The 26,285-nt window shown below is 71.8% G+C and carries 25 protein-coding genes and 1 pseudogene; 6 read left to right on the top strand and 20 right to left on the bottom strand.

The genetic code is table 11. From position 1 onward, the window contains the following. Positions 1–188 precede the first annotated feature (188 nt). Complete coding sequence (locus tag ACF1DX_RS14270; protein ID WP_391791664.1) at positions 189–2,096, top strand: NAD-binding protein; 1,908 nt, start codon at positions 189–191, stop codon at positions 2,094–2,096. A gap of 194 nt (positions 2,097–2,290) precedes the next feature. Here the strand turns inward: ACF1DX_RS14270 and ACF1DX_RS14265 are convergent, their stop codons facing one another. Beyond that, on the bottom strand, positions 2,291–4,138 hold the full coding sequence (locus tag ACF1DX_RS14265; RefSeq protein ID WP_391791461.1) for a prolyl oligopeptidase family serine peptidase: 1,848 nt from the start codon (positions 4,136–4,138) through the stop codon (positions 2,291–2,293). A 156-nt stretch (positions 4,139–4,294) separates the two neighbouring features. Between ACF1DX_RS14265 and ACF1DX_RS14260 the strand changes: the two genes are divergently transcribed. Beyond that, the gene (locus ACF1DX_RS14260) at positions 4,295–5,128 is read left to right on the top strand and encodes an SURF1 family protein (protein WP_391791460.1); all 834 of its coding nucleotides are present in this window, start codon (positions 4,295–4,297) and stop codon (positions 5,126–5,128) included. A gap of 65 nt (positions 5,129–5,193) precedes the next feature. Here ACF1DX_RS14260 and ACF1DX_RS14255 read toward each other — a convergent pair whose 3' ends face one another. The 13 genes and pseudogenes from ACF1DX_RS14255 to ACF1DX_RS14195 all read right to left on the bottom strand — a co-directional run bounded on the left by ACF1DX_RS14255 (position 5,194) and on the right by ACF1DX_RS14195 (position 15,310). Then, positions 5,194–6,396 (bottom strand): hypothetical protein, encoded by a 1,203-nt coding sequence (locus ACF1DX_RS14255; protein ID WP_391791459.1) that lies wholly within the window; start codon positions 6,394–6,396, stop codon positions 5,194–5,196. Then, entirely contained in the window at positions 6,393–6,968 is a 576-nt protein-coding gene (locus tag ACF1DX_RS14250) for a SigE family RNA polymerase sigma factor (protein ID WP_030863114.1), read from the bottom strand. The genes ACF1DX_RS14255 and ACF1DX_RS14250 overlap by 4 nt, the downstream gene beginning before the upstream one ends. Before the next feature lie 499 nt (positions 6,969–7,467). After that, entirely contained in the window at positions 7,468–8,541 is a 1,074-nt protein-coding gene (locus ACF1DX_RS14245) for an aspartate-semialdehyde dehydrogenase (protein WP_391791458.1), read from the bottom strand. Next, positions 8,541–9,818 carry an aspartate kinase gene (locus ACF1DX_RS14240; protein ID WP_391791457.1) on the bottom strand — a complete coding sequence of 426 codons (1,278 nt, stop codon included), beginning with the start codon at positions 9,816–9,818 and terminating at the stop codon, positions 8,541–8,543. Before ACF1DX_RS14240 ends, ACF1DX_RS14245 begins: the two co-directional genes overlap by 1 nt. 195 nt (positions 9,819–10,013) lie before the next feature. Beyond that, positions 10,014–10,592, bottom strand: a complete 579-nt coding sequence (locus ACF1DX_RS14235) for a Uma2 family endonuclease (protein ID WP_391791456.1) — start codon at positions 10,590–10,592, stop codon at positions 10,014–10,016. 50 nt (positions 10,593–10,642) lie between these two features. Further along, complete coding sequence (locus ACF1DX_RS14230) at positions 10,643–11,686, bottom strand: hypothetical protein (protein ID WP_391791455.1); 1,044 nt, start codon at positions 11,684–11,686, stop codon at positions 10,643–10,645. Positions 11,687–11,994: 308 nt separating this feature from the next. After that, positions 11,995–12,180, bottom strand: coding sequence for a DUF397 domain-containing protein (locus tag ACF1DX_RS14225; RefSeq protein ID WP_391791454.1), 186 nt, complete (start codon positions 12,178–12,180; stop codon positions 11,995–11,997). Then, on the bottom strand, positions 12,177–13,061 hold the full coding sequence (locus ACF1DX_RS14220) for a DUF5753 domain-containing protein (protein WP_391791453.1): 885 nt from the start codon (positions 13,059–13,061) through the stop codon (positions 12,177–12,179). Before ACF1DX_RS14220 ends, ACF1DX_RS14225 begins: the two co-directional genes overlap by 4 nt. A 148-nt stretch (positions 13,062–13,209) precedes the next feature. After that, positions 13,210–13,410: a hypothetical protein gene (locus ACF1DX_RS14215; RefSeq protein ID WP_391791452.1), complete on the bottom strand. Its 201-nt coding sequence runs from the start codon at positions 13,408–13,410 to the stop codon at positions 13,210–13,212. Then, positions 13,410–13,505 (bottom strand): annotated as a pseudogene (locus tag ACF1DX_RS14210) (signal peptidase I); the annotation flags it as partial. The gene ACF1DX_RS14215 and the pseudogene ACF1DX_RS14210, both read right to left, overlap by 1 nt. Before the next feature lie 125 nt (positions 13,506–13,630). Next, the gene (locus ACF1DX_RS14205) at positions 13,631–14,290 is read right to left on the bottom strand and encodes a DUF5063 domain-containing protein (protein WP_391791451.1); all 660 of its coding nucleotides are present in this window, start codon (positions 14,288–14,290) and stop codon (positions 13,631–13,633) included. Continuing rightward, positions 14,283–14,882, bottom strand: a complete 600-nt coding sequence (recR, locus tag ACF1DX_RS14200) for a recombination mediator RecR (protein WP_030863096.1) — start codon at positions 14,880–14,882, stop codon at positions 14,283–14,285. Before recR ends, ACF1DX_RS14205 begins: the two co-directional genes overlap by 8 nt. Before the next feature lie 86 nt (positions 14,883–14,968). After that, a complete protein-coding gene (locus ACF1DX_RS14195; protein WP_030863093.1) occupies positions 14,969–15,310 on the bottom strand; it encodes a YbaB/EbfC family nucleoid-associated protein in 342 nt (113 codons plus the stop codon). Between the two features lie 276 nt (positions 15,311–15,586). Between ACF1DX_RS14195 and ACF1DX_RS14190 the strand changes: the two genes are divergently transcribed. Further along, positions 15,587–16,333 carry an SLATT domain-containing protein gene (locus ACF1DX_RS14190; protein WP_391791450.1) on the top strand — a complete coding sequence of 249 codons (747 nt, stop codon included), beginning with the start codon at positions 15,587–15,589 and terminating at the stop codon, positions 16,331–16,333. 9 nt (positions 16,334–16,342) lie between these two features. On the opposite strand, the gene ACF1DX_RS14185 is transcribed toward ACF1DX_RS14190, so the two are convergent. The 4 genes from ACF1DX_RS14185 to ACF1DX_RS14170 all read right to left on the bottom strand — a co-directional run bounded on the left by ACF1DX_RS14185 (position 16,343) and on the right by ACF1DX_RS14170 (position 21,374). Further along, positions 16,343–17,887, bottom strand: coding sequence for a substrate-binding domain-containing protein (locus ACF1DX_RS14185; RefSeq protein WP_391791449.1), 1,545 nt, complete (start codon positions 17,885–17,887; stop codon positions 16,343–16,345). Between the two features lie 125 nt (positions 17,888–18,012). Then, positions 18,013–20,226, bottom strand: coding sequence for a protein kinase (locus tag ACF1DX_RS14180; protein WP_391791663.1), 2,214 nt, complete (start codon positions 20,224–20,226; stop codon positions 18,013–18,015). A 75-nt stretch (positions 20,227–20,301) separates the two neighbouring features. Next, positions 20,302–20,772, bottom strand: coding sequence for a MarR family winged helix-turn-helix transcriptional regulator (locus ACF1DX_RS14175; RefSeq protein WP_391791448.1), 471 nt, complete (start codon positions 20,770–20,772; stop codon positions 20,302–20,304). After that, on the bottom strand, positions 20,769–21,374 hold the full coding sequence (locus ACF1DX_RS14170) for a type 1 glutamine amidotransferase family protein (RefSeq protein WP_391791447.1): 606 nt from the start codon (positions 21,372–21,374) through the stop codon (positions 20,769–20,771). Before ACF1DX_RS14170 ends, ACF1DX_RS14175 begins: the two co-directional genes overlap by 4 nt. A gap of 157 nt (positions 21,375–21,531) precedes the next feature. On the opposite strand from ACF1DX_RS14170, the gene ACF1DX_RS14165 reads away from it, so the two are divergent. The 3 genes from ACF1DX_RS14165 (at position 21,532) to ACF1DX_RS14155 (ending at position 24,517) form a co-directional block, all read left to right on the top strand. Further along, positions 21,532–22,887 (top strand): aspartate aminotransferase family protein, encoded by a 1,356-nt coding sequence (locus ACF1DX_RS14165; RefSeq protein WP_391791446.1) that lies wholly within the window; start codon positions 21,532–21,534, stop codon positions 22,885–22,887. Between the two features lie 161 nt (positions 22,888–23,048). Continuing rightward, positions 23,049–23,822, top strand: a complete 774-nt coding sequence (locus tag ACF1DX_RS14160; protein WP_391791445.1) for a GntR family transcriptional regulator — start codon at positions 23,049–23,051, stop codon at positions 23,820–23,822. 44 nt (positions 23,823–23,866) lie between these two features. Next, on the top strand, positions 23,867–24,517 hold the full coding sequence (locus tag ACF1DX_RS14155; RefSeq protein ID WP_391791444.1) for a hypothetical protein: 651 nt from the start codon (positions 23,867–23,869) through the stop codon (positions 24,515–24,517). 9 nt (positions 24,518–24,526) lie between these two features. Here the strand turns inward: ACF1DX_RS14155 and ACF1DX_RS14150 are convergent, their stop codons facing one another. Further along, positions 24,527–24,817: a hypothetical protein gene (locus ACF1DX_RS14150; RefSeq protein ID WP_391791662.1), complete on the bottom strand. Its 291-nt coding sequence runs from the start codon at positions 24,815–24,817 to the stop codon at positions 24,527–24,529. A 114-nt stretch (positions 24,818–24,931) separates the two neighbouring features. Further along, a complete protein-coding gene (locus ACF1DX_RS14145; RefSeq protein WP_383343161.1) occupies positions 24,932–26,215 on the bottom strand; it encodes an adenylosuccinate synthase in 1,284 nt (427 codons plus the stop codon). Positions 26,216–26,285 lie beyond the last annotated feature (70 nt).

The raw sequence follows: 26,285 nt of genomic DNA, 5'->3' as shown, positions 1-26,285 counted from the left end.
GCCGGGTGCACCTCCGGTGGACGCGTGCGGGAGAGCGGGGCCGCGCTCGGGTCCCTCCCCCTTGGTACGGAGGGCGGGGCGGGGCCGTTCAGAGGCACCCTGGAACCACCCGTCACGATGAGGCAGTCTCTTCCCCTGTGGTGAGCTTCCTTCCCAGCCCGGCCCTGCCCGGCGACCCGTCGGCGCACATGGTGGTGTGCGGCGACGACGGGCTGGCGCACCGGCTCGCCGCCGAACTGCGCGAGGTGTACCGCGAGCAGGTGACCCTCGTCGTACCGCCGTCCGGGCGCGGCGGCCGGCCGCCGATGGCGGGACGGGCCCGCGCGGCCTCCGCCGCCCTGCTCGACCGGGTCGTGACCGCCGTCAACCGGGGCGGCGGCGGGTCCGACGACACCCTGGCGCCCGGCGAACGGGTCGTGGAGGCCGCCGAGCCGACCGAGGCCGTGCTCGCCGAGGCCGGGGTGGAGCGCGCCGCCGCGCTGGCGCTGGTGTACGACGACGACGAGACCAACATCCGCGCCGCCCTGACCGCCCGCCGGCTCAACCCCCGGCTGCGGCTCGTCCTGCGGCTCTACAACCGGCGCCTGGGCCGGCACATCGAGGAACTCCTCGACCAGGCGGCCGAGTTGGCGGGCGGCGGCGACGGCAGGGACGGGGGTACGGCGGGACGTGGCGGTCCCGGCGGTCCCGGTGAGGCCGACATCGCCACGACCGTGCTGTCCGACGCCGACACGGCCGCGCCCGCGCTGGTCGCCACCGCGCTCGTCGGCACCAGCAAGGTCGTCGACGCGGAGGGGCTGCTGCTGCGGGCGGTGGAACGCCGCCCTCCGGGGCCGGGCGAGGTGGCCGATCCGGGACTGTGCACCCTCGCGCTGCTCTCCGCGACCAGCAACGACCCGGCCGGGGACGAGGGTTCGGAGGACAGCGGCGAACAGGGACCGCGACTGCTGCCCGACGCGGCGGCGGTGGCGGCGGCGACCGGGCGGGGGACGGTGGTACTGGAGCAACTGTCCTACTCCGGGCCGCCGTTGTCCGCCGGGCGGGGCGGGCCGCCGTTCGCCTCGCTGTTCTCGCGGCGACTGCGGTGGTCGCTGGCGGGGCTGGTGGCGGCGGTGGTCGCGCTCGCCGTCGCGCTGACGGTGGTGACACAGGACAATCCGCTGCACGCCACGTACGTCACCCTGCTCGACCTCTTCGCGATCAACGAGCCCGCACACCACCAGTCCACCGGGCGACAGGTGCTGCAACTGCTGTCCATGCTGGTGGGGTTGCTGCTGCTGCCGGTGCTGCTGGCGGCGGTGCTGGAGGCGCTGGGGACGTTCCGCACGGCGTCGGCGCTGCGGAAGCCGCCGCGCGGACTGGGCGGGCACGTGGTGCTGCTCGGGCTGGGCAAGATCGGGACCAGGGTGCTGACGCGGCTGCGGGAGCTGCACATCCCGGTGGTGTGCGTCGAGGCCGATCCGGAGGCGCGGGGGATGGCCGTGGCGCGGCGGCTACGGGTCCCGGTGGTGCTGGGGGACGTCACACAGGAAGGAGTGCTGGAGGCCGCGAAGATCCGTCGTGCGGACGCGTTGCTGGCACTGACCAGTGCGGATACGACGAATCTGGAGGCGCTGCTGTACGCGCGGTCCGTACGGCCCGATCTGCGGGCGGTGCTGCGGCTGTACGACGACGACTTCGCGAAGGCGGTGTACCGGACGTTGCGGACCGCGCATCCGTCGGCGCTGACGCGGAGCCGGAGCGTGTCGCATCTGGCGGCGCCGGCCTTCGCCGGGGCGATGATGGGGCGGCAGATCCTGGGGGCGATACCGGTGGAGCGGCGGGTGCTGCTGTTCGCGGCGGTGGTCGTGGGCGGGTACGCGCAGTTGGAGGGGCGGACGGTGGGGGAGGCGTTTCGGGCGGGGGCCTGGCGGGTGCTGGCGCTGGACACGGCGGGGTCCGCCTCCGGCGGGGAGGGGGTGCCGGGGTCCGGGCTGGTGTGGGACCTCCCCGACACGTATGTGCTGCGTGCGGAGGACCGGGTGGTGCTGGCCGCCACCCGGCGGGGGCTGGCGGAGTTGCTGGGGCGGCGGGCGCGGCCGCGGAGCGCGCGGTAACGCGTGCCGCGTGCCGCTGGGCGGGGGTGGGCTTCACTTGCCCGCGTTCGCGAGGTGCGCGGCGCTGCCGCTGAGCGGGGGCGGGTTCCACTTACCCGCGTTCGCGAGGTGCCGCTGCGCCCACCCGTGCCGCCCTGCGGCACGGGTGGGCGGCCGGCCGCGGTTACGGGGTGTACCGGGCGGCCTGCCCGCGGTTACGCGGGCAGGTGCCGGGCTGCGAAGGCGAGTTCCAGGCGGACCTGTTTGATGCGTTCGTCGACCACCAGGGAGCCGTGGCCCGCGTCGTAGCGGTAGACCTCGTGGACGGCGTCGCGGGACTCCAGGCGTTCGACGTAGTTCTCGATCTGCCGGATGGGGCAGCGGGGGTCGTTGACGCCCGCCGAGATGTGGACCGGGGCCTTGACCCGGTCGACGTAGGTGAGGGGCGAGGACGCCTCGAAGCGGTCGGGGACCTCCTCCGGGGTGCCGCCGAGCAGCGTGCGGTCCATCGCCTTCAGCGCTTCCATCTCGTCGTGGTACGCCGTGACGTAGTCGGCGACCGGTACCGCCGCGATGCCCAGCGCCCACGCGTCGGGCTGCGTACCGAGGCCGAGCAGGGTGAGGTAGCCGCCCCAGGAGCCGCCGGTGAGGATCAGCCGGGCCGGGTCGGCGAGGCCGGAGGCGACCGCCCACTCCCGCACCGCCGCGATGTCCTCCAGCTCGATCAGGCCCACCCGGTGCTTCAGCGCGTCGGTCCAGGCGCGGCCGTAGCCCGTGGAGCCCCGGTAGTTGACGCGGACCACCGCGTAGCCGTGGTCGACCCAGGCGGCCGGACCGGCCGCGAAGGAGTCGCTGTCGTGCCAGGTGGGGCCGCCGTGGATGTCGAAGACCGTGGGGAGCGGGCCGCTCGCGCCGGCCGGCTTCTGGACGAGGGCGTGGATACGGCCGCCGGGCCCCTCCACCCACACGTCCTCCACCGGGACCGACCCGGGCGACTTCATCCCGGGCGGGTCGAGGACCACTCCGCCAGCCGTGGACCGCACCGCCGGCGGCTGGGCCGCCGACGACCACAGGTACTCCACACTGCCGTCGGGCCGGGCCGTCGCACCCGAGACCGTGCCGCGCGGGGTGGGGATCTCCACCAGCCGGCGCCCGGCCAGGTCGTAGCGGAACAGCTCGCCGCGGGCCTCGAAGCCGTGCACGACGAGCAGCCCCGTGCCGTCCGGACACCACTCGGCGCTCACGTCACCGGGCAGCTCCAGCGCGAGGTCGGTCTCCTCCCCCGTCGCCACGTCCCACACCAGCGGCTCCCAGCGTCCGCGGCGCTGGTGACCGATGAGCAGCCGGGTGTCACCCGCCACCGGCGCGAAGCCCAGCACCTCCAGGCCCAGCTCCCGGGTTCCGCCCTCGGTGTCGTCGAGCTCGGCGACCGTCGTGCCGTCGGGCCGCAGCACCCGCAGCGCGGAGTGCATCGCGTCACCGTGCTCGGTGTGCTCCACGGCGATCAGCGAACCGTCGTGGGAGAGGTCCCCGACGCCCGCCGACTCACGGTGCCGGTAGATCTCCACGGGCGCCTCTCCCGTGCGGACCAGGTGGATCGTCGTACCGTCCTCGTCCGTGGAACGGCCCACGACCGCCGTACGGCCGTCCCGGCCCAGTGCGAGACCGGCGGGGTACGAAGGGTCGAGGCCCGGTGCCGCGAGCTCGTCCTCGCCGCCCGAGAACCGCTGCCGGCGCCACACGCCGAACTCGTCGCCGTCCTTGTCGTCGAACCACCAGATCCACTCGCCGTCCGGCGAGAGCACGCCGTCCGTCGTGCCGTTGGGCCGGTCCGTCACCTGCCGCTGCTCGCCCGTCGCCCGGTCCCAGGCGTACAGCTCGTACGTCCCCGTCGCGTTCGACACGAACAGGGAGCGGTCGGGGGCGTCCTCCGCCCAGTCGGGCAGGGACACCCGGGGCGCCCGGAAGCGCTTCTCCCAGTCGGGCATGCCCGCGCCCTGTTCCACTCGCTCGGTCTGGTGGTCCGCCCGGTCCGGCGCGTCGGACCCGTTGCTCTCAGTCATGACCCCATACTGCCCGTCCGGGAGGACATCGCGCCGCCGAGGTCCCCGGCCTGCGGACGACTTCTCCCGATCCTTCACCGGCCTCTCGTGGAGACCGCCCGCCGCACGGCGACCCCGCGGGCCGGGAACCACCCGTGGACCCGTACCGTTGAAGGCGTGTACCGGTTTCTGCTGACGCCCCGCTGGTGGGGGATCAACGTCTTCCTGCTGCTCTCCATCCCCTTCTGCGTCTTCATGGGGTCCTGGCAGCTGGGCCGGTTCGAGGACAGGGTGGACAGCCACCGCGAAGCCGAGGCGCGCATCGCCACGGACAAGCGGGAGGCGGCCAGGCCGCTGGACGACCTGCTGCCCGTGACCAAGGCCACCTCCGGCAAGCAGGCCACGGTGAGCGGCCGGTACGACACCCAGTTGCTCGTGCCCGACCGCACGCTGGACGACGAGGACGGCTACTACGTCCTGACCCTGCTGCGCACCGACACCGGCCGGGCGCTGCCCGTCGTCCGGGGCTGGCTGCCCGGCACCCCCGACCCGGCGAGGACGCCCGCGGCACCCACCGGTGAGGTCACCGTCACCGGTGCGCTCCAGGCGTCCGAGACCCCGGGCAGCAACGGCGTCAGCGCCCGCGGCGGCCTGCCCGAGGGGCAGACGGCGGCGATCAGCTCGGCGTCGCTGGTGAACCTCGTGGAGTACGACGTGTACGACGCCTGGCTCACGCTCAACCGCGGCGACTCCGGCATGAAGGCGGTGCCGGCGACCGCGCCGGACGGCACCGGCCTCGACCTGAAGGCGTTCCAGAACCTCGGCTACACCGCCGAGTGGTTCGCCTTCGTGGGTTTCGTGATCTTCATGTGGTTCCGTCTGTTCCGCCGCGAGCTGGAGTTCGCCCGCGACGCGGAACTGGGCCTGGTCCCGGACGGGGACGGGAACGGGAACGACGGGAACGAGGACGGGGAGCGGGAGCCGGGGCGGCCGAGTCCGTCGGCGGTCTGAGTCCGGCGACGGACCGGGGCCTGGGGACCGGGGGACCGGAAGCGGCCCCCGTCACACCGCCCCTGTCACACCGCCGACAGCAGCCCCGTGAAGTACACCGTGCCCGCGCACGCGTTGCTCACCGTCGTGGTGGCCGAGCCCGAGCCCGTGGACGCCGTGTACGTCACCGCCACACTGCCGTCCCCCGTGCCGTCCTCCCCGTCCAGCTGGGTGACCGTGCCGCCGTCGGTGCCCGTGGACGCGCCGGTCGTCGTGGTCGGGTCGCCGCTCGGCGTCGGGTCGGGCGAGGGTCCGCCGGTGCCGCCGCCCGTGCTGTCGCCCGGAGCCGCGCAGGTCTCGGAGGGCACCCAGGCGAACTTCACCTCGTACGCCGCACCCGGCTTGAGCACCAGTTCCGTGACCTCCAGGGAGGGGTCGGGCAGTCCGGCCGCCGCGTCCCCCGCCACGTGCCGCGCCGAGCTCACCTTGGTGGCGTCGGCCGCGCCCTGCGGGGTCGGGGTCACGCTCCCGGCGCCCTCGACGGTGCAGGCCGCGGTGGAGACGTTGACGACCCGGAAGGATCCGTAGACCGCGCCCGTGGACTCGGGGGCGGTGCTGGACGCGGACGCCGGGCCGAGCTGAGCGGCGGTGCAGGCGGGCACCCCGGCGGCGACGTCGGCCGAGGGGTCGGCCCCCTCCGTCGCCCCCGTGCCGGAGCCGGTGCTCGTGCCGCCCTCGTCCTGTTCCTTCTTGTCGCCCTTGTCGGTCCCCTCGACCTGGTCCGAGGCACCGCCCGCGGTGCTCTCCCCGCCCTCCGGGTCCTTGCCCTGACCGGTGCCGCCCTGCGCCTGCGCGGCGTGGCCGACGGCGGAGGGGTCGGCGTCGGAGCCGGTGACTCCGGAGACGTGGACGAGGGCGGGGACGGCGGTGCCGAGGAAGAGGGCGGCGGCGGCCATGCCGACGAGGGCCTGGCGCTTGCGGGCCCGGCGGGCGGGGACGGCCCGGCGCAGATAGTCCAGGGTGCCGTCGCCCGGCTCCACTTCCCGCACCGCCTGCCGCATCAGGGTGCGCAGTGCCAGCTCGTCCGCGTCGAGCCCCTCGGAGCCCTGTTCGTCCAGGCCGTCGTTCACAGTTCCGTTCCCAGCGTGCGTGTGCTCCGGCTCGTTCCCCTCGCCGGTTTCCCGTACGCCCTCGGGCGCGGGCGCGCCCTCGGACTTCCGCGCGGCCTCGGACGGACGCGAGCCCTTCGGCCCGCGCTCCTCGTGCCGCGCGTCCTTGCCCTCGCTCATGCCGGCGCCTCCATGGCCAGCCGCAGCGCCGCGATACCGCGTGAGCCGTACGCCTTCACCGAGCCCAGCGAGATGCCGAGGGTCTCGGCGACCTGCGCCTCCGTCATGTCCGCGAAGTAGCGCAGCACCAGCACCTCGCGCTGGCGGCGCTGGAGGCCCTTCATCGCCTTGATCAGGGAGTCGCGCTCCAGCTGGTCGTAGGCCCCCTCCTCCGCGCTCGCCATGTCGGGCATGGGCTTGGAGAGCAGCTTGAGGCCGAGGATGCGGCGGCGCAGCGCGGAGCGGGACAGGTTGACGACCGTCTGGCGCAGGTAGGCCAGGGTCTTCTCCGGGTCCCGGACGCGTTTGCGGGCCGAGTGGACCCGGATGAACGCCTCCTGCACGACGTCCTCGCAGGAGGCGGTGTCGTCGAGGAGGAGTGCCGCGAGACCCAGCAGCGAGCGGTAGTGCGCGCGGTAGGTCTCGGTGAGATGGTCGACGGTGGTGCCGGCCGCCACGACGTCGTCGGTGCCGTCACGCTGACCTGGTATGCGGGCGGGGCGCGCTGCGGGCATGGGCGCGATCACCGGCATGCCGCCGCCGGACGCGCCGGGCATGCGGGGTCGGCGAGCCTGACGGGGCGGCCGTAGGGCCGTGCCGCGCGGCGCTGTGAAGTCGAGTACCTCAGCCACGCCAGTTGGACACGCTTCCCCTCGTAAGGGTTGTACGCGCCGGGCGTCACTTTTGCGGCGGCCGGTGTGGCCGGCCGCCCGCCCGTGTCAGGCAGCACCACCGACAGCACATCAAATGCCCTCATGCGTCCCGCTCTTCCCCTGTATCCCATGTGAACGGACGTCCCCACGCCCGGAGAGCAGCGCCCCCACGTCCCCGGTAGGGGTGACCGCAAAGACGCTCCCCGCCCTCCGCGCGGTTGCGGAGAACGGGGAGGTGAATCCTCGTACAAGACTCGTACGGACCTCGTGCAATCCTCTGCCGCCGGAACGGCCTGATCAAGAGGGTGGTCCGACCGGGAAACCGGCTCACAAGACTTACACAGATCCTACAAACGAATCCTGTGCGATCCAGAACTTTTCAGCGTTCAACCGCCACGAGTTCGGCGATCTGAGCGGTGTTGAGCGCCGCCCCCTTGCGCAGGTTGTCCCCGCACACGAAGAGCTCCAGCGCGGTGGGGTCGTCCAGGGCCCGCCGTACCCGCCCGACCCAGGTCGGATCGGTGCCGACGACGTCGGCGGGGGTGGGGAACTCCCCCGCGGCCGGATTGTCGAACAGGACCACTCCGGGTGCCGTGGCGAGGATCTCGCGCGCCTTGTCGACGGTGACCTCGCCCTCGAAGCGGGCGTGCACGGTGAGGGAGTGCGTGGTGACCACCGGGACGCGTACGCAGGTGACCGCCACGGGCAGGGAGGGCAGGCCGAGGATCTTGCGGGACTCGTCCCGGACCTTCATCTCCTCCGAGGACCAGCCGTCCTCGCGCAGGGACCCGGCCCACGGTACGACGTTCAGCGCGACCGGCTCCGGGAACGGCCCGGTGTTGTCCCCCACGGCCCGCCGTACGTCACCGGGGTGGGTCCCCAGCTCCGTACCGGCCACCAGGGAGAGCTGTTCGCGCAGGGTGCGCACGCCCGCGTGTCCGGCGCCGCTGACCGCCTGGTACGAGGAGACCACCAGCTCGCGCAGCCCGAACTCGGCGTGCAGCGCGCCCAGCGCGACGATCATCGACAGGGTGGTGCAGTTCGGGTTGGCGACGATCCCGCGCGGACGCCTGCGCACGGCGTGCGGGTTGACCTCGGGGACGACGAGCGGCACGTCCGGGTCCATCCGGAACGCGCCCGAGTTGTCGACCACCACCGCGCCCCGCGCGGCGGCGACGGGCGCCCACCGCTCGGCGACCTCGTCGGGTACGTCGAACATCGCGACGTCGACCCCGTCGAAGGCCTCCTCGGTGAGCGCCACGACCTCGGTCTCCTCACCGCGCACGGCCAGCTTGCGGCCGGCCGAGCGAGGGGAGGCGATCAGCCGGATCTCGCCCCAGACGTCCGCCCGCTGGGACAGGATCTGGAGCATGACGGTGCCGACGGCCCCGGTCGCTCCCACGACCGCGAGCGTCGGCCGCCCGGAACGTCCGGGTCCCTCGGTCCTGGCCATCAGCGGCCGGTGCCTCCGTAGACCACGGCCTCGTCACTGTCGGAGTCCAGGCCGAAGGCGGAGTGCACGGCACGGACGGCCTCGGGCACGTCGTCCTTGCGGGTGACGACCGAGATGCGGATCTCGGAGGTCGAGATGAGTTCGATGTTCACCCCGGCGTCACTGAGCGCGGTGAAGAAGTCGGCGGTGACGCCCGGGTTGGTCTTCATCCCCGCGCCGACCAGGGAGATCTTGCCGATCTGGTCGTCGTAGCGCAGGGAGGCGAAGCCGATGGCGCCCTTGTTCTTCTCCAGCGCGTCGATGGCCTTGCGGCCCTCGGTCTTCGGCAGGGTGAAGGAGATGTCCGTCAGGCCCGTGGAGGCGGCGGACACGTTCTGCACGACCATGTCGATGTTGATCTCGGCATCGGCGATCGTGCGGAAGATCGAGGCGGCCTCGCCGGGCTTGTCCGGCACGCCGACGACCGTGACCTTGGCCTCGGAGGTGTCGTGCGCGACACCGGAGATGAGAGCCTGCTCCACCTGCTTGTCCCCTTGCTTCATCGGCTCACTGCTGACCCACGTGCCCTGCAGTCCGCTGAAGGACGAACGGACGTGGATCGGGATGTTGTACCGGCGGGCGTACTCCACGCAGCGGTGGAGCAGCACCTTGGACCCGGAGGCCGCGAGTTCGAGCATGTCCTCGAACGCGATCCAGTCGATCTTCCGGGCCTTCTTCACCACGCGCGGGTCGGCGGTGAACACACCGTCGACGTCCGTGTAGATCTCGCACACCTCGGCGTCGAGCGCGGCGGCGAGGGCGACGGCGGTGGTGTCGGAGCCGCCGCGGCCGAGCGTGGTGATGTCCTTGGTGTCCTGGCTGACGCCCTGGAAACCGGCGACGATGGCGATGTTGCCCTCGTCCACCGAGGCCTTGATCCGGCCCGGCGTGACATCGATGATGCGGGCTTTGTTGTGGACCGAGTCGGTGATGACACCCGCCTGGCTGCCGGTGAAGCTCTGGGCGTTGTGGCCCAGGTTTTTGATCGCCATGGCCAGCAGGGCCATGGAGATCCGCTCTCCGGCGGTCAGCAGCATGTCGAGCTCGCGCCCGGCAGGGATCGGGGAAACCTGCTCGGCGAGATCGATCAGCTCGTCCGTCGTGTCGCCCATCGCGGAAACCACGGCGACCACCTGGTGGCCGTTCTTCTTGGCTTCCACGATCCTCTTGGCGACGCGCTTGATGCCCTCGGCATCGGCTACGGAGGAGCCTCCGTACTTCTGCACGACAAGGCCCACGTGCGCTCCTCGCTCAGTCCGTCGTTTTCCACAGTCCGCACACATAGGTGTGCGCTGCGGTCGGCTCAGTCTATCGAGCGCCCGAAAAACCCCTCCGCGATATCGCATGGTGAGACTCCCCGGCGCCCGTGCAGGGGGCTCATGCCCATCCCGGCACGGCCCACTCGGAAAAGTGCCCCGCGTCACAGAGCGGGTTCAGTCGGCGAGGTCCTCGAGGGGCTCGGTGTCGAGGGTGATGTTCACGGGGTCGGGGAGGTCGATCACGGCACCGAACGGCTTGTTCACCTGCAGGCGGTAGCGACCGTCCTCGGGGTCGGAGAAGACGGTGACGGTTCGGTCCTCCCGGTCGACGAGGAGATAGACGGGGATGCCGGCGGCCGCGTATCCGCCGGGCTTCTCGACGCGGTCGCGCTGGTGTGTGTCGGCGTCATGGGAGGTGACCTCCACGGTCATGAGCACGCCCTCCGCCTCCGACCAGTCCCCGTGTCCCTTCGCGAAACCGAAGGGGGCCAGTACGCCGTCGGGGCGAGCTCTTCCCTTCCGGTGGGTCTCGACCTTCATGCCACGCTCCGCGTAGAGCCACAACTCCGGACGGTGCTGCATGCACAGCCTCTGCAACCAGGCCACGATCTGGTCGTGGTTGCCGTCGGTCACCGCCTTGACCTGGACCTTCCCGTTGATGAACTCCAGCCGCACGGTCTCCGGGGCACGGCGCTCCAGCTCCTCGAACTCCTCGACGGACATCTGCGGCCGGTGTTCGGTCATGGGCGTCATGGCGTCGCCTCCTCGACACCATGGTGCCCCGGCCGGCGCCTCCCGCACGCTCACTTCCAGCGCCTGGGCGGGAGGCCGTTCGCGATGCGGTCGCGGTTGTCGCGGTAGTGGTAGAAGACGCGGTCCTCGATGGGCACGGGCCGGAACGTGTCCGGCACGGGGCCGCCCGTGCTCCGCTCCAGCTTCTTCCTCAGGAAGTACGCCGACGCGGTGCCCAGGTGGGCGATCTCCTCGAAGCCCTTGATGACGTCCTCGTCGGACATCGGGTTGGCCTCGTTCTCCCTGCGGCAGTCCGCACAGATGCCCCGGTCGATCTTCACCGTGCGTTCGTCCTGGTCACAGGTGGCGCAGGCCATGATCACGCGGGTCACCTTCGCACGTGGTTCCCTCTTCTGCGGGGGCATCTTCGTCTCCAGTCGTCGGCGGGCGAGTCCGCCCGGGTTGCTGACAGTGGGTGGGAGCCCTTCGGTCAGGGCTCGGGTGATGTCCTTGGGGGTCGCCCCGCGGGACAGCCACTCCTCGGCGAGCGGTTCGAGGGAGCGGCAGTCGCCGTCGCTGAGCGGCATACGGGGGTCGGCGGAACGCAGGCCGGTGAGGGTGCGGTACGCGGCGCTCTCCGGCTCGGGCTCGGACGCGTCCGGTACGGCGGGCTGTTCGGCCCGGGGCTCCACGGCGGAGGGCTCCACGGCGGCCGGCTGCTCCTCGACCCGGGCCAGGCCCGGCTGGTGGTCCCGGGTCACGTCCTTGCCGTGGCGCTCCCGTGCGAACCGCGCCCACCACTCCGCCGACCTGCGGGTACGCGACCAGTACGTGCGCGTGACCCACCGCATGGTGTTGTCCTCGACGGTGATGTGTTCCTTGATCCAGCGCAGGTGGCCGGCCTCGGTGAGGTGGGCGAGCCCCGTGCGCATCGCCTGCTGGCCGTAGCGGGGGTGTTCCGCCGCGAGCACCTTGTGGCCCATCACGTGGCCGGTGTCGAGGTGGTCGATGAAGACGGCGATCTCGGCGTCACGCGGGAGCAGGTGTGCGAAGTCCGGGTCGGCGTGCGGGTCCTCGTCACCTGCGGGGCGTTTTCCGTACCCCGTATTGGCCATGGGGTGGGACGCGGAGGGGAGGTCGGGGCTAGGGTGGGCGCAAGCCACGGTCGGGGCTCCTCGGTTTCTAGGGTATCGAGGTCCCTCGATACGTCGGTCAGGCCCCGGAATTGGTGTTGGCGACACCGCCGGGGCCGACTCATTTGCTGGTCGTTTGCCGCGAACCTAGAGCGGCTTCACGCAGCGACGCAAGCCGATCACGGAACGTCACTCTTACGAGGTACGTCGGCTCAATTCACGTTCAGACTTGGTTGGTTGGATATTTCAACCAACCAGGAAACCCAGGGGAAGAGCTCGGAGCCCGGGGCTCAAGCTCCGGGCTGAACTGCGGAAACGAACGCCGCCCAGGCAGGCGCGGCGATACGGAGTTCAGGACCCGAGGGGGCGGTCTTGGAGTCGCGGACGTGGACGGCGCCGCAGTGGGCGACCTCGACGCAGGCGCGGCCCTCGCTGTCGCTGTAACTCGACTTGAACCACTTCGACTGGTCACTCACGGCCGATTCACCATCCGCTCGATGAGTCGGGCCGACTCGTCGGGGTCGAGGGCCCGCGTGCGGATCATGCTAAGCCGCTCGGTCACGCGGCTGACAACCCCTGGTTCGGCCGAAAGCTCACTGACGAACGCGCCCTCCGTGAAGGCGAATCGCTCGTGGTCGTGTCCCTCCACCAGCACCATGGGGCCCTCCAGCGCATTCGCGAACGCCCGCTCGAAGGGCAGCACCTGCACCACGACATTGCGCAACCGGGAAACCTCCAGCAACCGCCGAAGCTGCTCCGCGTCCACCAACGGGCTGCGCAGTACGGCCTCGTAGAGGACGAAGCTCAGCCCGACCGGCGGCTTGCGCTCCGTGAGGATGGCCTGCCGCTCCATCCGGGCCGCCACCCGCTCCTCCACCGTCTCCTCGTCCAGTGGCGGGATCCGGTTGTCGATGAGTGCCCGCGCGTACGCCTGGGTCTGCAACAGGCCGGGCACCAGCGCGACTTCGTACGTCCAGAGGCTCGTCGCCTCCCGCTCCCGCTCGATGAAGTCCACCGCCCGCGCGGAGTACCGCTCCCTGCGCACGTACTCCTTCGCCGCGCTCAGCATTCCCTGCGCACCGCACAGTTCTTCCGCCACGTCGAGGACCCTGGGCGTCGGCATCCGCACGCCGCGCTCCATGGACGCGATGGTCTCCGGCGCGTAGTTGGCGGCGGCGGCCAGTGCCTCGCGGCTGATGTCGGCCAGGGTGCGCCAGCGCTTGAGCTGGTTGCCGCTGTGGCACCAGGCCGCGGGAGGACGGGAGTTGTTGTTCGGGACCGGCACGACGCCCACCTCCGACTGGTGCACCACGGCGTGCGCCTCCACGCCGGCCACCGAGCGCAGACCGTACGGCATCAGCGCGTGACTGTGGCGAGTGCGATTCACCGTCTCGTACGAATGACCGCACCGGCCACCGGCCGCACGTCGTCGGCGTCCACGGAGCGGACACAGAGGACCGGGACTTCAAGGACCGGTCACCTCTGGAGTGGACGGTCTCGTTCGGTCAGGTGGCGGCGGTACGCCTGCCGCTCGACCGCGGCGCCGAACCCACGGCGATGGCCTTGGCCGACGCGTGCGCGAGCGCGGAGAGGCACCCGGAGCGGGCCGCGGCCCGCTTGCGGGATTTCCGCTCGGCGTCGGACACCTCGGGCCGGTTCTCACGGAGCCGACTCCTGACCTCGGTCCAGCCGCTGTACCTGCTCATCGGGGATCCCCGGCGTCCTTGAAGTGACCGAGGAGCCGGCTCCGGTCCAGCGCCGCGTCCTTGCCCGCGTTGCCCGCGTACACGGTGTCGTTCACACGGCGGACGCCAGCAGGGGCACACTCATCCGAAAAGCGTGAGCACATCGGCCGACATTGCCCATCAAGCGCTCATTTGAGCACTTGATGGACATTCGCCTGCTATATGCTCACGCTTTTTCAGATCACATGCCCGGGCGGACGCCCAGCGGGCCGCCGATCTCCTCCGCCATGACCTTGCCCGCCTCGAACTCCAGGGTGTCGTCGCCCATGCCCTGGTCGGTGTCGAGGCCGTCGAGTTCCGCGAGGGGCTGGTTCAGGCGGACGTGGGCGACGACCGACTGCAACGCGCGCAGCGTCGCGGACGCCGTCGTGCCCCAGTTGGAGAAGTAGGAGAACTGCCACCACCACAAGGCCTCCGTGGTGCGGCCGGCCTTGTAGTGGGCCATGCCGTGGCGGAGGTCGGTGATGACGTCGGTGAGGTCGTCGGAGATGCGGGCCGGGACCGGGGCCTTGCGGGGCTCGTAGGGGTCGAAGACCTCCGAGTAGACGTCGACCGGCTCCAGCATGCGGGCGAGGTTCTCGCGGAGCTCGTCCACGTCGGTCTCCGGGCCCGGGTCGGGTTCGTAGCGCTCGTCGGGGACGATGTCCTCGTGTGCGCCCAGGCGACCGCCGGCCAGGAGGAGCTGGGAGACCTCCAGGAGGAGGAAGGGGACGGCCGAGTCCGGCTCGTCGCCCTTCGCGACCTCCGTGACGGCGACCAGGAAACTCTCGATCTGGTCGGCGATCTGGACGGCGAAGTCGTCGGGGTTCTGGTGCGTCGCGTGCAGCGTGGCGTCAGACATCTAGGAGTCGTCTCCCCTCGAAGGCGCGGCCGAGGGTCACCTCGTCCGCGTATTCCAGGTCGCCACCCACCGGGAGGCCGCTGGCCAGGCGGGTGACCTTCAGGCCCATGGGCTTGATCATGCGGGCGAGGTACGTCGCCGTGGCCTCGCCTTCCAGATTCGGGTCCGTGGCCAGGATCAACTCCGTGACCGTACCGTCGGCCAACCGCGCGAGAAGTTCTCGTATCCGCAGGTCGTCCGGACCCACCCCGTCGATGGGGCTGATCGCGCCGCCGAGAACGTGGTAGCGGCCCCGGAACTCACGGGTGCGCTCGATCGCCACGACGTCCTTCGGCTCCTCCACGACGCAGATGACGGCCGGGTCGCGGCGGGTGTCGCGGCAGATGTTGCACTGCTCCTCCTGCGCGACGTTCCCGCAGGTCGCGCAGAAGCGGACCTTCGCCTTGACCTCCATCAGCGCGTGCGCCAGACGCCGTACGTCCGTCGGTTCCGCCTGGAGGATGTGGAAGGCGATCCGCTGCGCGCTCTTGGGACCGACGCCGGGCAGCCGCCCCAGTTCGTCGATGAGGTCCTGGACCACGCCTTCGTACAACGGACTGCCGTCCCTTCCTGGTGTTCCTTCAGTACGTACGGTAAAGGCCCGCGGGCCGTCTTCGAAAGGTTCGAGGGGTCGAGGGGTCAGAAGGGGAGGCCGGGGAGGCCGCCGCCGCCCAGCCCCTGGGCCAGCGGGCCGAGCTTCTGCTGCTGGAGGGCCTGGGCGTTCTCGTTGGCCGCCTGGACCGCCGCGACGATCAGGTCGGCGAGGGTCTCGGTGTCCTCCGGGTCCACCGCCTTCGGATCGATCACGAGGCCGCGCAGCTCGCCGGAGCCGGTGACGGTGGCCTTCACCAGGCCGCCTCCCGACTGCCCGTCGACCTCGGTCCTCGCCAGCTCCTCCTGGGCCCGGGCCAGATCCTGCTGCATCTTCTGGGCCTGCTGGAGCAACTGCTGCATGTTCGGCTGGCCGCCACCGGGGATCACGATTCGGCTCCTTGGTCGGTCCGTCGGTAAGGGTTTTACCGTTCGGCACGAGCCTACGTGGTCGCGGGGGCCTCTGCCCCGACACTCTTTCGAGTGAGTCACGGCGGGGCCCTATACCTGATCACGCCCATCTTCCGGACGAAAAAGAGCCCGAACCCCCGGCGCCGCCACCCATTGGGCGGTAGGAAGGGTCAGGCGCGCGAGCACCTGGCGTCACACTTCATGGACGGACAGTACGCGGAATCAGCAGGGGTCAGTTCAGTAGGGAGATACCGGGTGGGTCAGCCGGAGATGCAGCCCGAGGGTCGGCCTCAGGACGGATGGGGCGAAGGGGCGGCCGGGCCCTGGCCGGACGACCTGGAGGGGCGGGAGTTCCCGCTCGGGGACTGGGGCGAGCCGGCGGCCCGGCTGGACGAGCTGTACCGGTGGGTGGAGCGCGGCGCGCTGGACACCGCCGCCTGGTACCTCGCGGACCGGATGTGGAAGCGGCGGTGCGCGTGGGCGCTGCGGGCCGGGACGGCCGTGGGCGCGCTGACCGGGGCCGCGCTGCCGCTGCTCGATCTGACCGGGGTGGCCGACGGGTCCGCGCCCTGGGGTTATCTCGCGCTGCTGCTCGGGGTGGCCTGTGTGGCCGGGGACCGGTTCTTCGGGATGACGTCCGGCTGGATGCGGGACGTGGCGACCGCGCAGGCCGTACAGCGGCGGTTGCAGGCGTTCCAGTTCGACTGGGCGTCGGAGTGCGTGCGCGAGGTGCTCGGTCCGGCGGACGGCACGGCGAGCGAGGCGGCCGAGCGGTGCCTGTCGGTGCTGCGGCGGTTCTCGGAGGACGTCACCGAGCTGGTGCGGGTCGAGACGGCCGACTGGATGGTGGAGTTCCGCACGGGTGGCGCGCCGCTGGGCATCCAGACGGCGGTGGCAGGCGCGGGACGCCCGGAGGGCTCCCTCCCGCACGGCCGCTTCCCGTCCCCGCAGGGTCCGGCCCGCCCCAACATGCCGCGGCAACGCCCGCCCGAGCCACGCTGAACCGGCACGTCACGGCGTGCCCCGCGCACACAGCTCCATCCCCTCCGGGGTCCAGCACGGCAGATGGCCATGGGTGCGGATCACTTCCTGGCCGACGCCGCGCGTGAGGTACGCCAGGAAACCCGACGCCAGCGAGTTCGCCGGCGGCTGCCCGTAGGTGTAGGCGTACTCGATCTCCCGGTACGGGTAGGAGCTCGTCCCGTGCTCGATGGCGTCGACGGACGGGACCTCTCCGTCGAGGTTCAGCCGGTGCAGTCCCTTCGCCCGGGAGGCGCGGGCCTGTTCGCTGTAGCCGATCGCACCGGGGATGTCGGCGACGGTCTCCAGCACCTGTTCGGTGGAGTCGAGTTCGCAGCGGATGACGGGAGCGGTCGGGTCGTCCTTGTGCACGCAGTCGACGGAGGAGTGGGCGATCTCGCCGCGGCCCAGCACGCGGCGCTGGAAGACCTGTCTCGTACCGGAGTTGGCGTCCCGGCTGACGAGGTGGACCGGCAGGTCCGGGCCGCCGAGCTCACTCCAGTTCGCGATCTCGCCCCGGTAAAGACGTCGTACGTCCTCCGTCGGCAGGTTCCGCAGCCCTACGGCGTCATTCACCACCAGCGCGAACACCGACACCGCCACGTGGTTCCCGCGCAGTTCGGGCAGTCCGCCCGGCTTGGGGCCGTCCGACAGGACCACCAACGGCGGAGAGCCGTCCTCCGCCTCCGCTCCGGCCGCCGCCAGGTCCCGTATCCCGGCCGTCGACCCGTGCGGGTCCACCTCGATGCGCGGGTCCTCGTCCGCGCAGTCCCGCTCGTACTTCTCCGCGACCTCCCGCAGCACCGGCGCGAACGCCGTCGATCCGGTGAGGGTCAGGGTGCCGCTCCTGCAGCCGATCGGGGGCGGGCTGTCGTCCTGGGCGACGACGATCACCGCCAGGGCCACCACGCACAGCGTGAGCGTGATGGTGATCAGCCGTGCCGCACGGCTGAACAGCGGGGCCTTGTCGTCCGGGGTGGCACTGCGGTTGCGGTGCACCTCGCCCTCGCTGAGATCGCCGCTCAGCTGGATCCCGTCGCCCACGCGCCCGCCGGAGAGCAGCACCAGCAGCTTGTAGTAGGCGCCACGGTTCAGCGGGACGCGCGGGAGGCGCAGGGTGCCGTCCTGGTAACCGAAGCCGCGCTCCTGGGTGAAGTGCTCCAGGAGGTGGCTGGTCTCCGAGGGCTGGGTGACCGAGACACCGAGGATGGTGCGCTCCGTGAACTCCACGGTCAGGCCGTGGCTTCCCGGGCTCTGGTAGTCGTCGCGGCCGATGGTCTGCGAGCCGTCGTTCTCGATGCGCAGCAGCACCATGCTGGCGTGCGTCATCCCCGCCGCCGTGTCGAACCAGCCCTCCCGCCGGCTGGTGCGGCTCGACCGCTGGCCGTCGCCGATCGGGACGTCCAACTGCACGCGGTAGCCGATGCGTTTGCTGCGCGGTACCCGCCGCTCGTACCAGACCATGACCGCGGAGGCGACGACACCGAGGATCGCCGTCGCCACGGCCACCAGGTTCTCCGCGCTCAGCCACTCCATCGTGCCGCCCCCGCCACTGCCCGCACGTCCGACCGGGCAGCCACCGTACGGCCGTGCGAAGCGGCCGGCGATGTTCGTTCTCGGGAGTTCGCCGAACGTTCAACGGACGCGTGCGGTACGGGATGTCACTCCCGTGTGTAGGTGAGCTGTTCGCCGTTGCCGGTGGTCACGCGCTGGAGGGAGCCGTCGGGAAGCAGGGTGACCTCGCTGGCGGAGCCCGGGGTACAGGCGCCGCCCGGCTGCCCGACCGTCACGGAGGACGGGCCGAGCTCGATCCGGTCGCCGGATCCGGCGGTGAGCCGGGCCTCGAAGACGCAGTGGTAGGTGCCGTTGCCGGCGGGCCCGTCGGCGACGAGGGACATGACCGTGTCGCCGACCTCGCCCTGCCGGATGGTCAGCTTGCGGGTGTGCTCGCCGCTCGCGTTGTCGATGGTGGTGGACCAACTGCCCAGGTAGTCCGCGGGAATGGTGCCGTCCGCGGGGGCGGAGGCGCTGGGCCGCCGGGTGTCGTCGGGGGTGGGGGTGGAACTCTGCGACGTGCCGCTGGGCGACGGGGGCGCGGTGGGGTCGCCGCCGGCGCGGTTGTCGGCGGCGCCGCCGCTCATCAGCGCGTACACGGTGCCACCGGCGGCGAGCGCGACGACCAGCGCGATCACCACGAGCAGCACGGTGGAACGGTTGTCCCGGCGCGGCTCGGACACCGGACCGTACGGCGGCGGCCCGTAGGGCGGGGTGTGACCGACGGCGGGCCCGTTGTAGGGGTAGCCGTACGCGGGCTGCTGGGGATGCCCGTACGGGCCGGGCGCCGGAGGCTGGGCGGGGACACCCTGACCGGCCACGAGGGTGGGCAGACGGTCCGCCCCCGGCTGCCCGGGCGGAGGCGGGGAGGCCGCACCGGCCACGGGCGGACCGGCGGAGTCGTCGGCGGCACGGGCATGCTCGGGGGGACCGGCGACGGGCGCCCCGGGAGACACCGGCTGTCCGGCGGACGCACCGGGATACGCCCCAGGAGACGCCTGCTGCCCGGCGGGACCGGCCGTACCGGCGGAACCGGCCGGCCCGGCAGCGGACCCACCCGGATGCCCCGGGCCAGGAGACCCCGACTGCCCGGCAACAGGCGCACCGGGATACATCTGCTGCCCGGCGGACGCACCGGGATGCGCCCCGGAAGACGCCTGCTGCCCGGCAGCCGGTCCCGCGGAAGCACCGGGCTGTCCTGCGGGAGCACCCGGCGCGGGCGCGCCGGACCCGGCCGGCCCGGGTGGCGCGGGGGCCCACGCCGCCGGTGCCGAAGCGGCGGCGGGGCCGTCCGGCTGCCCGGCGGCCGGCATACCGGGGGCGGCTGCCCCACCGGGGCCGGGCGGCACCGGCGGCCAGGCGGTGGAAGGCGCACCCGCCGGTGCGGGGGGCGTCGGGGTCTGCGGATCCTCCGCGTCCAGGAGGCGGACCGCGTGGCGGCCTAGCTGGGCGACCAGGGCGCCCGGCAGCCAGGGGTCGCGGGAGCGGCCGCCGGCCACGGTGTCCTCCGCGCCGGTGCGCTCCAGCACCCGGTCGAGGGTGGGCCGTGCCGCCGGGTCCTTCTTCAGGCAGTCGCGTACGAGGTCGGCGATCCCCTCGGGCACCCCGGCCAGGTCGGGTTCCTCCTGGGCGATGCGGAACATCAGCGCGTGCACACCGCTGTTGGCGGTGCCGAACGGGAGCGTGCCGGTGGCGGCGTAGGCGAGCACCGAACCGAGGCAGAACACGTCGCATGCGGGCGTGATCCGGTCGCCGCGCACCTGCTCGGGTGCCATGAAACCGGGCGAGCCGACGAGCGCCCCGGTGCGGGTGAGCCCGCCGTCGGTCACCGTCTCCAGCGCCCGCGCGATCCCGAAGTCGATGACGCGCGGACCGTCGATGGTGACGAGCACGTTGGACGGCTTGAGGTCCCGGTGGACGATCCCCGCGGCGTGGATGTCCTTCAGCGCGTGCGCGAGACCCGCGGCGAGGATGCGCACCGAACGCTCGGGCAGCGCCCCGTGGTCGTGCCCGACCACCTGCTGGAGGCTGGGCCCGGCCACGTACCCGGTGGCCACCCACGGCACGGGCGCCTCGGTGTCCGCGTCGAGCACCGGAGCCGTCCAGTCGCCGCCGACCTGCCACGCGGCGTGCACCTCCTGGCGGAAGCGCGCCCGGAACTCCTCCTGCTGGGCCAGCTCCCGGCGGATCAGCTTGACGGCGACGGTACGTCCCCGGTCGGAGCGGGCGAGGTAGACCTGCCCCATGCCGCCGGCCCCGAGCCTGGCCAGCAGCCGGTACGCCCCGATTCCCTGTGGATCCCCGGGCCCGAGCTTGTCCATCGCCACGCAGCCTCCCCCCGATGAGCAACATCCCGAGGATAGTGCGGGGCCGGTACCCGGTGAGCCGGGCGACCTCTACGGTTCCGTAACAGGCGGCCCGAGCGTGTCCAGCACCGCGGACAGGCGTTCCAGCGCCTCCACCGCACGGGCGAGTTCCGCCTCCCCGTACGCCGCTCCGTACGCCTCCGCCAGCCGCTCCGCGAAGGCCGCGTGGCCGGGGTCGATACGGCTGATCGCCGTGTGACCCTCCTCCGTGGGGGCGAGGAGTTTGGCGCGGCGGTGGGCCGGGTTGGGCCGGTACTCGGCGAGTCCGCGCTCCACCAGCAGGTCGGCGACGCGCTGCACGCTCTGCCGGGTGATGCCCATGGCCCTGGCGATCCCGGAGACCGGCAGCGGCTCACCGAGGACCGCGCCGAGCACCTGCCACCAGGCGGCGGTGAGCCCGGCGGGCCGGGCCAGCTCCTCGGCGACCGCGAGGAACTGGCCGTTCAGCCGGAAGGTGCCGAGCGCGCCCCGGCTGAGCAGGTCCTGGTGTTCCCCGCTCACCGCGCCGTGGCCTTCGCGTACACGGCGTACGCCTCGGGGTCCGAGTCGTGGAACAGCCGGTACCAAGCGTCGTTCACCGTGTCGTCGTGGACGCCGAGCAGCCGGAAGATCTCGCGGGCGAAGGCGACGGGCTCGGTCGGCCCCGCGGTGACGAGGCCGCCGTCGGTGACCGCGTCGGCCTCGACGTACCGGTCGCCGCCCGCGTAGCCGGTCGCGGCGAGGTAGAAGGAGACGGCGCTGGTGTGCGCACGGGTGTCGAGCAGCCCTTCCCTGGCCAGCCCGGCGGTGGCGCCGCAGATCGCGGCGACGGGCACACCGGCGTCGAGGAAGGCACGGGCGGTACGGGCGAAGGGGGCGAGGTCGTCGCCCTCGTCCCAGCGGTCGGCGCCGGGGAGGATCAGCAGCGCGCTGTCCTCGGGCCGCAGCTCGTCGAGCGCGAGGTCGGACAGGACGCGGAGTCCGCCGATGCCGGTGACGGGCTCCCCGGCCGGGGTGACCGTACGCACCTCGTAGCCGGCGCGGGCGAGGTGCGCGGTGGCGTGACCGGTCTCCCAGTCGGCGAAGGTGTCGTAGAGGGCGAGATGCACGGGCTTGCGGGTCATGACCGCTCCCTTGTGGGTACGCCAACAGATGACAGTATCTTGTCATGATGACAGCGCGCTGTCCATCACTTCTGTCGACACCCTGTCGCGGAAAGTCCCCCACCGCAGACAGGCCGCCGATGTCGCGGCCTTACGGCCCCGGCCTACCCTCGGCCCCATGACCCCTCAGCCGAACCCCGAGACCGGGGCCGCCGTCAAGGCCGCCGACCGTGCGCATGTGTTCCACTCCTGGTCCGCGCAGGAGCTCATCGACCCGCTCGCCGTCGCCGGGGCGGAGGGGTCGTACTTCTGGGACTACGACGGCCGGCGCTACCTCGACTTCACCAGCGGCCTCGTCTACACCAACATCGGCTACCAGCACCCGAAGGTCGTCGCCGCGATCCAGGAGCAGGCGGCGCGGATGACGACGTTCGCGCCCGCGTTCGCCGTCGAGGCACGCTCGGAGGCGGCGCGGCTGATCGCCGAGCGGACCCCGGGCGACCTGGACAGGATCTTCTTCACCAACGGCGGCGCCGACGCCGTGGAGCACGCCCTGCGCATGGCGCGGCTGCACACCGGCCGCCCCAAGGTGCTCTCCGCGTACCGCTCGTACCACGGCGGCACCCAGCAGGCGGTCAACCTCACCGGTGACCCGCGCCGCTGGGCCTCCGACAGCGGCACGGCGGGAGTCGTGCACTTCTGGGCGCCGTTCCTGTACCGCTCCCGCTTCTACGCGGAGACCGAGGAGCAGGAGTGCGCGCGGGCGCTGGAGCACCTGGAGACGACGATCGCCTTCGAGGGGCCGTCGACCGTCGCCGCGGTCGTCCTGGAGACGATCCCGGGGACGGCGGGCATCATGCCGCCGCCCGCCGGCTATCTCGCGGGCGTGCGCGAGATCTGCGACAAGTACGGCATCGTCCTCGTCCTCGACGAGGTCATGGCCGGGTTCGGGCGGACCGGGACGTGGTTCGCGGCGGACCTGTACGACGTCGTCCCGGACCTGATGACCTTCGCGAAGGGCGTGAACTCCGGGTACGTGCCGCTGGGCGGTGTCGCGATCTCCGGGGCGATCGCCGACACGTTCGGGAAGCGGCCGTACCCGGGTGGCCTGACGTACTCGGGGCACCCGCTGGCCTGCGCCGCCGCCGTCGCGACGATCGGGGTGATGGAGGAGGAGGGCGTCGTGGAGAACGCGGCGAGCCTCGGCGCGTCCGTCGTCGGGCCGGGGCTGCGGGAGCTGGCCGAGCGGCACGGATGCGTGGGCGAGGTGCGCGGGACCGGCATGTTCTGGGCGCTGGAACTGGTGCGGAACCGGGAGACCCGCGAGCCGCTGGTGCCGTACAACGCGGCCGGTGAGGCGAACGCCCCGATGGCGGCCTTCGCCGCCGCCGCGAAGGAGGCCGGGATCTGGCCCTTCGTGAACATGAACCGCACGCATGTGGTGCCGCCGTGCAACGCGAGCGAGGCGGAGCTGAAGGAGGGTCTCGCGGCGCTGGACGCGGCCCTGTCTGTGGCGGACGACTACGTGGAGTGACCGCTCCGGGAGGCCGGTGCGAAGCCGGTGCGAACGGACGCGAGGGGCCCTCCCCCTCGCGTCTTTTCGAACACCTCCGACCCGCCCGAACGCGTAAGGTGGCGTGCTCGTACACATCCGTGTGCACGTCACTCGAACGCGACGAGGGAGACGCCCCGACCATGCCCGGCTTCAGCGGCAGCGGTGCCGTGACCCGCAGCACCCTGCGGCAGCAGATCGCGGACGCGCTCCGTGACGAGGTGCTGGCCGGGCGGCTCCAGCCGGGGCAGGAGTTCACCGTCAAGGAGATCGCCGACCAGTACGGCGTGTCCGCGACCCCCGTCCGGGAGGCGCTGGTCGACCTGTCGGCGCAAGGGTTGCTCGACGCCGACCAGCACCGGGGCTTCCGGGTGCACGAGTACTCCGCCGACGACTTCCGGGGCATGATCGAGGCCCGCACCCTGGTCATCGACGGGATGTTCCGCGCGCTCACCGACGGCCACCTGGTCCACCTCCAGCCGGACGAGCCCCGGGTCGCCGCCGCCCTCGCCGGGGTGCGCAGGCGCGGCGAGGAGGCGCAGCGCGCGGCCCTCGCCGGGGAGGTCACCGTCCTCGTCGGCTACGACCTGCGCTTCTGGCGCGAACTCGGGTCCGTGTTCGGCAACCCGTACCTCACCGACTTCCTGCACCGGCTGCGCGTGCAGACCTGGGTGTGTGTGGTGCAGCATCTGCGGCGGCTGCCCGATCTGCGCGGGCACCTGTGGGCCGCACACACCGATCTGGTCGACGCGCTGTCGCACCGTGACACCGATACGGCCCGCGCGATCGTCGCGTCGTACAACACGCACGCGCTCTCCCTCGTGGAGGGGCTGACGGGCGGTGGGATGGGTAAGGGACCCGCACAAGGACCGGCACGGGGGGAGCAGCCCGCGCCGGGCGCCGATACGCTTCCCTGACCACGACGACCATCCCGACGACCGTGCTGTGTGAGGAGCCCTCTTTGGCCTGTGACCTGTGGCTGGTACCGCTCGTCGACGTGTTGTGCCACACGCCCGACAACCCGTTCGCCGAGGAACTCGCGCAGTACAACGCGGTGCTCGCCGAAGCCGGCCTGCCACCGGTGCCGGTGTACCAGTACATGCCGGGACTGACCGGCGAGGTGGCCCCGGTCGCGGGTTTCGACTACGACGCGCTGCACTTCCTGCGGCGGGTGTACCTGCTCCAGGTGCGCGGGCTGCCGGTCACCCCGGTGGACGAACTGGGCGGCGACTACGAGCAGTTGCTGGAGATGTTCGAGACGACGGCCCAGCAGTCCCACCTGGTCTGGCACTACGACCACGCGGGCGCGTACGTCCCCGTCGACTTCCCGCACCCCCTCGCCAACGACGAACTCCTCGCGGGTGGCGGCCCCCTGGGCTCGTCCCACGCGCTGCTGCGGGAGCTGGAGCTGGTCGCCCCGGCCATCGGCATCGACCCGGCGAACCCCCCGGCCGCGCCCGAACCCCCGCGCGGCCCGACCGAGTTGGAGGAGCCGGCCGTTCCCGCCCCGTACGACCCCAGTCCCTTCGCCCGCGAACGCCACGTCTGGCTGGGCCTGCACGCGGCGGCGACACGGAGCCTGGCACAGGGGTCGATGATCGTGTTCAGCTGACGGCAGGGATCAGCCCAGTTGCGAGAGTCCCTTCCGCAGGTCCTCCGCGTTCATGACGGGGCACATCTCGACCTGGGCGTTCAGGTGGGTGAAGAACGGCTCGCCCACCGGGGGCACCTCCGAACTGTCCTGCATGTGGACGACCAGCACCATCGTCCGCCGCCCGCCCAGCGGACCGAAGTAGGCCGCCTCCGGCTGCAGCCGGTCGAGTACCCCCTTGACCTGCTCGGCCATCTTCCCGCTGCGGATCAGCTCGTTCGACTTCTCGGTGTCCAGCGTCGCCTTGAGCATCACGCGCATCGCACTCACCCTCTTCCTCGTCGATGCACGCACTGAGTGTCAGGATATGCCCGTTACGGCGAAGCCACCGGACCCCTTGTCGAGGGGCCGGTGGCTTCGCCGTAACGGGTGCTCCTACAGGAACGAGTTGATCTCGATCGTCTCGGTGCGGCCCGGGCCCACGCCGATCGCGGAGATCGGGGCGCCGGACATCTCCTCCAGGGCCTTGACGTACGCCTGGGCGTTCTTCGGCAGGTCGGAGAACGACTTCGCCTTGCTGATGTCCTCGGACCAGCCCGGCAGCATCTCGTAGACCGGCTTCGCGTGGTGGAAGTCCGTCTGCGAGTACGGCAGCTCCTCGACCCGCTTGCCGTCGATCTCGTACGCCACGCAGACCGGGATCTGCTCCCAGCCGGTGAGGACGTCGAGCTTGGTGAGGAAGAAGTCGGTGAGGCCGTTGACGCGGGTCGCGTAGCGGGCGATCACCGCGTCGAACCAGCCGCAGCGGCGGTCACGGCCGGTGGTGACACCGCGCTCGCCGCCGATGCGGCGCAGCGCCTCGCCGTCCTCGTCGAACAGCTCCGTCGGGAACGGTCCCGCGCCGACGCGGGTGGTGTACGCCTTGAGGATGCCGATGACCCGGCTGATCTTCGTCGGGCCCACGCCGGCGCCCGTGCAGGCGCCGCCCGCGGTCGGGTTCGACGAGGTGACGAAGGGGTACGTGCCGTGGTCGATGTCGAGGAGCGTGCCCTGGCCGCCCTCGAAGAGGACCACCTTGTCCTGCTCCAGCGCCTGGTTCAGCACCAGCACCGTGTCGGCGACGTACGGGGCGAGCTTGTCCGCGTAGCCCAGCAGCTCCTCGACCACCTGGTCGACGGCGATCGCGCGCCGGTTGTAGAACTTGGTGAGCATCTGGTTCTTGACGTCGAGGGCCGCTTCGACCTTCTGGGTGAGGATCGACTCGTCGTACAGGTCCTGGACGCGGATACCGACACGGTTGATCTTGTCGGCGTAGGTCGGGCCGATGCCCCGGCCCGTGGTGCCGATCTTGCGCTTGCCGAGGAAGCGCTCGGTCACCTTGTCCACCGTCACGTTGTACGGCGTGATGATGTGAGCGTTTCCGCTGATCAGGAGCTTCGACGTGTCGACGCCTCGCTCGTTCAGCCCGCTCAGCTCGGAGAACAGGACCGACGGGTCGACGACGACGCCGTTGCCGATGACCGGCGTGCAGCCGGGGGAGAGAATCCCGGAAGGGAGCAGGTGGAGGGCGTACTTCTGATCACCCACGACTACCGTGTGGCCGGCGTTGTTGCCGCCCTGGTAGCGCACCACATAGTCGACGGAACCACCGAGCAGGTCCGTCGCCTTTCCCTTGCCTTCGTCACCCCACTGAGCACCGAGCAGCACAAGTGCGGGCACGCGCGTACACCCCTTCCGGGCGGGGCATGTCCATGGTCGAGGGCGTATGCGGTGGGTTTCCGCCACGTAC

It is taken from the genome of Streptomyces sp. NPDC014676 (genome assembly GCF_043084105.1).
In the GTDB taxonomy this organism is placed as follows: Bacteria; Actinomycetota; Actinomycetes; order Streptomycetales; family Streptomycetaceae; genus Streptomyces.
This window is presented reverse-complemented; position numbering and strand designations above follow the sequence as displayed.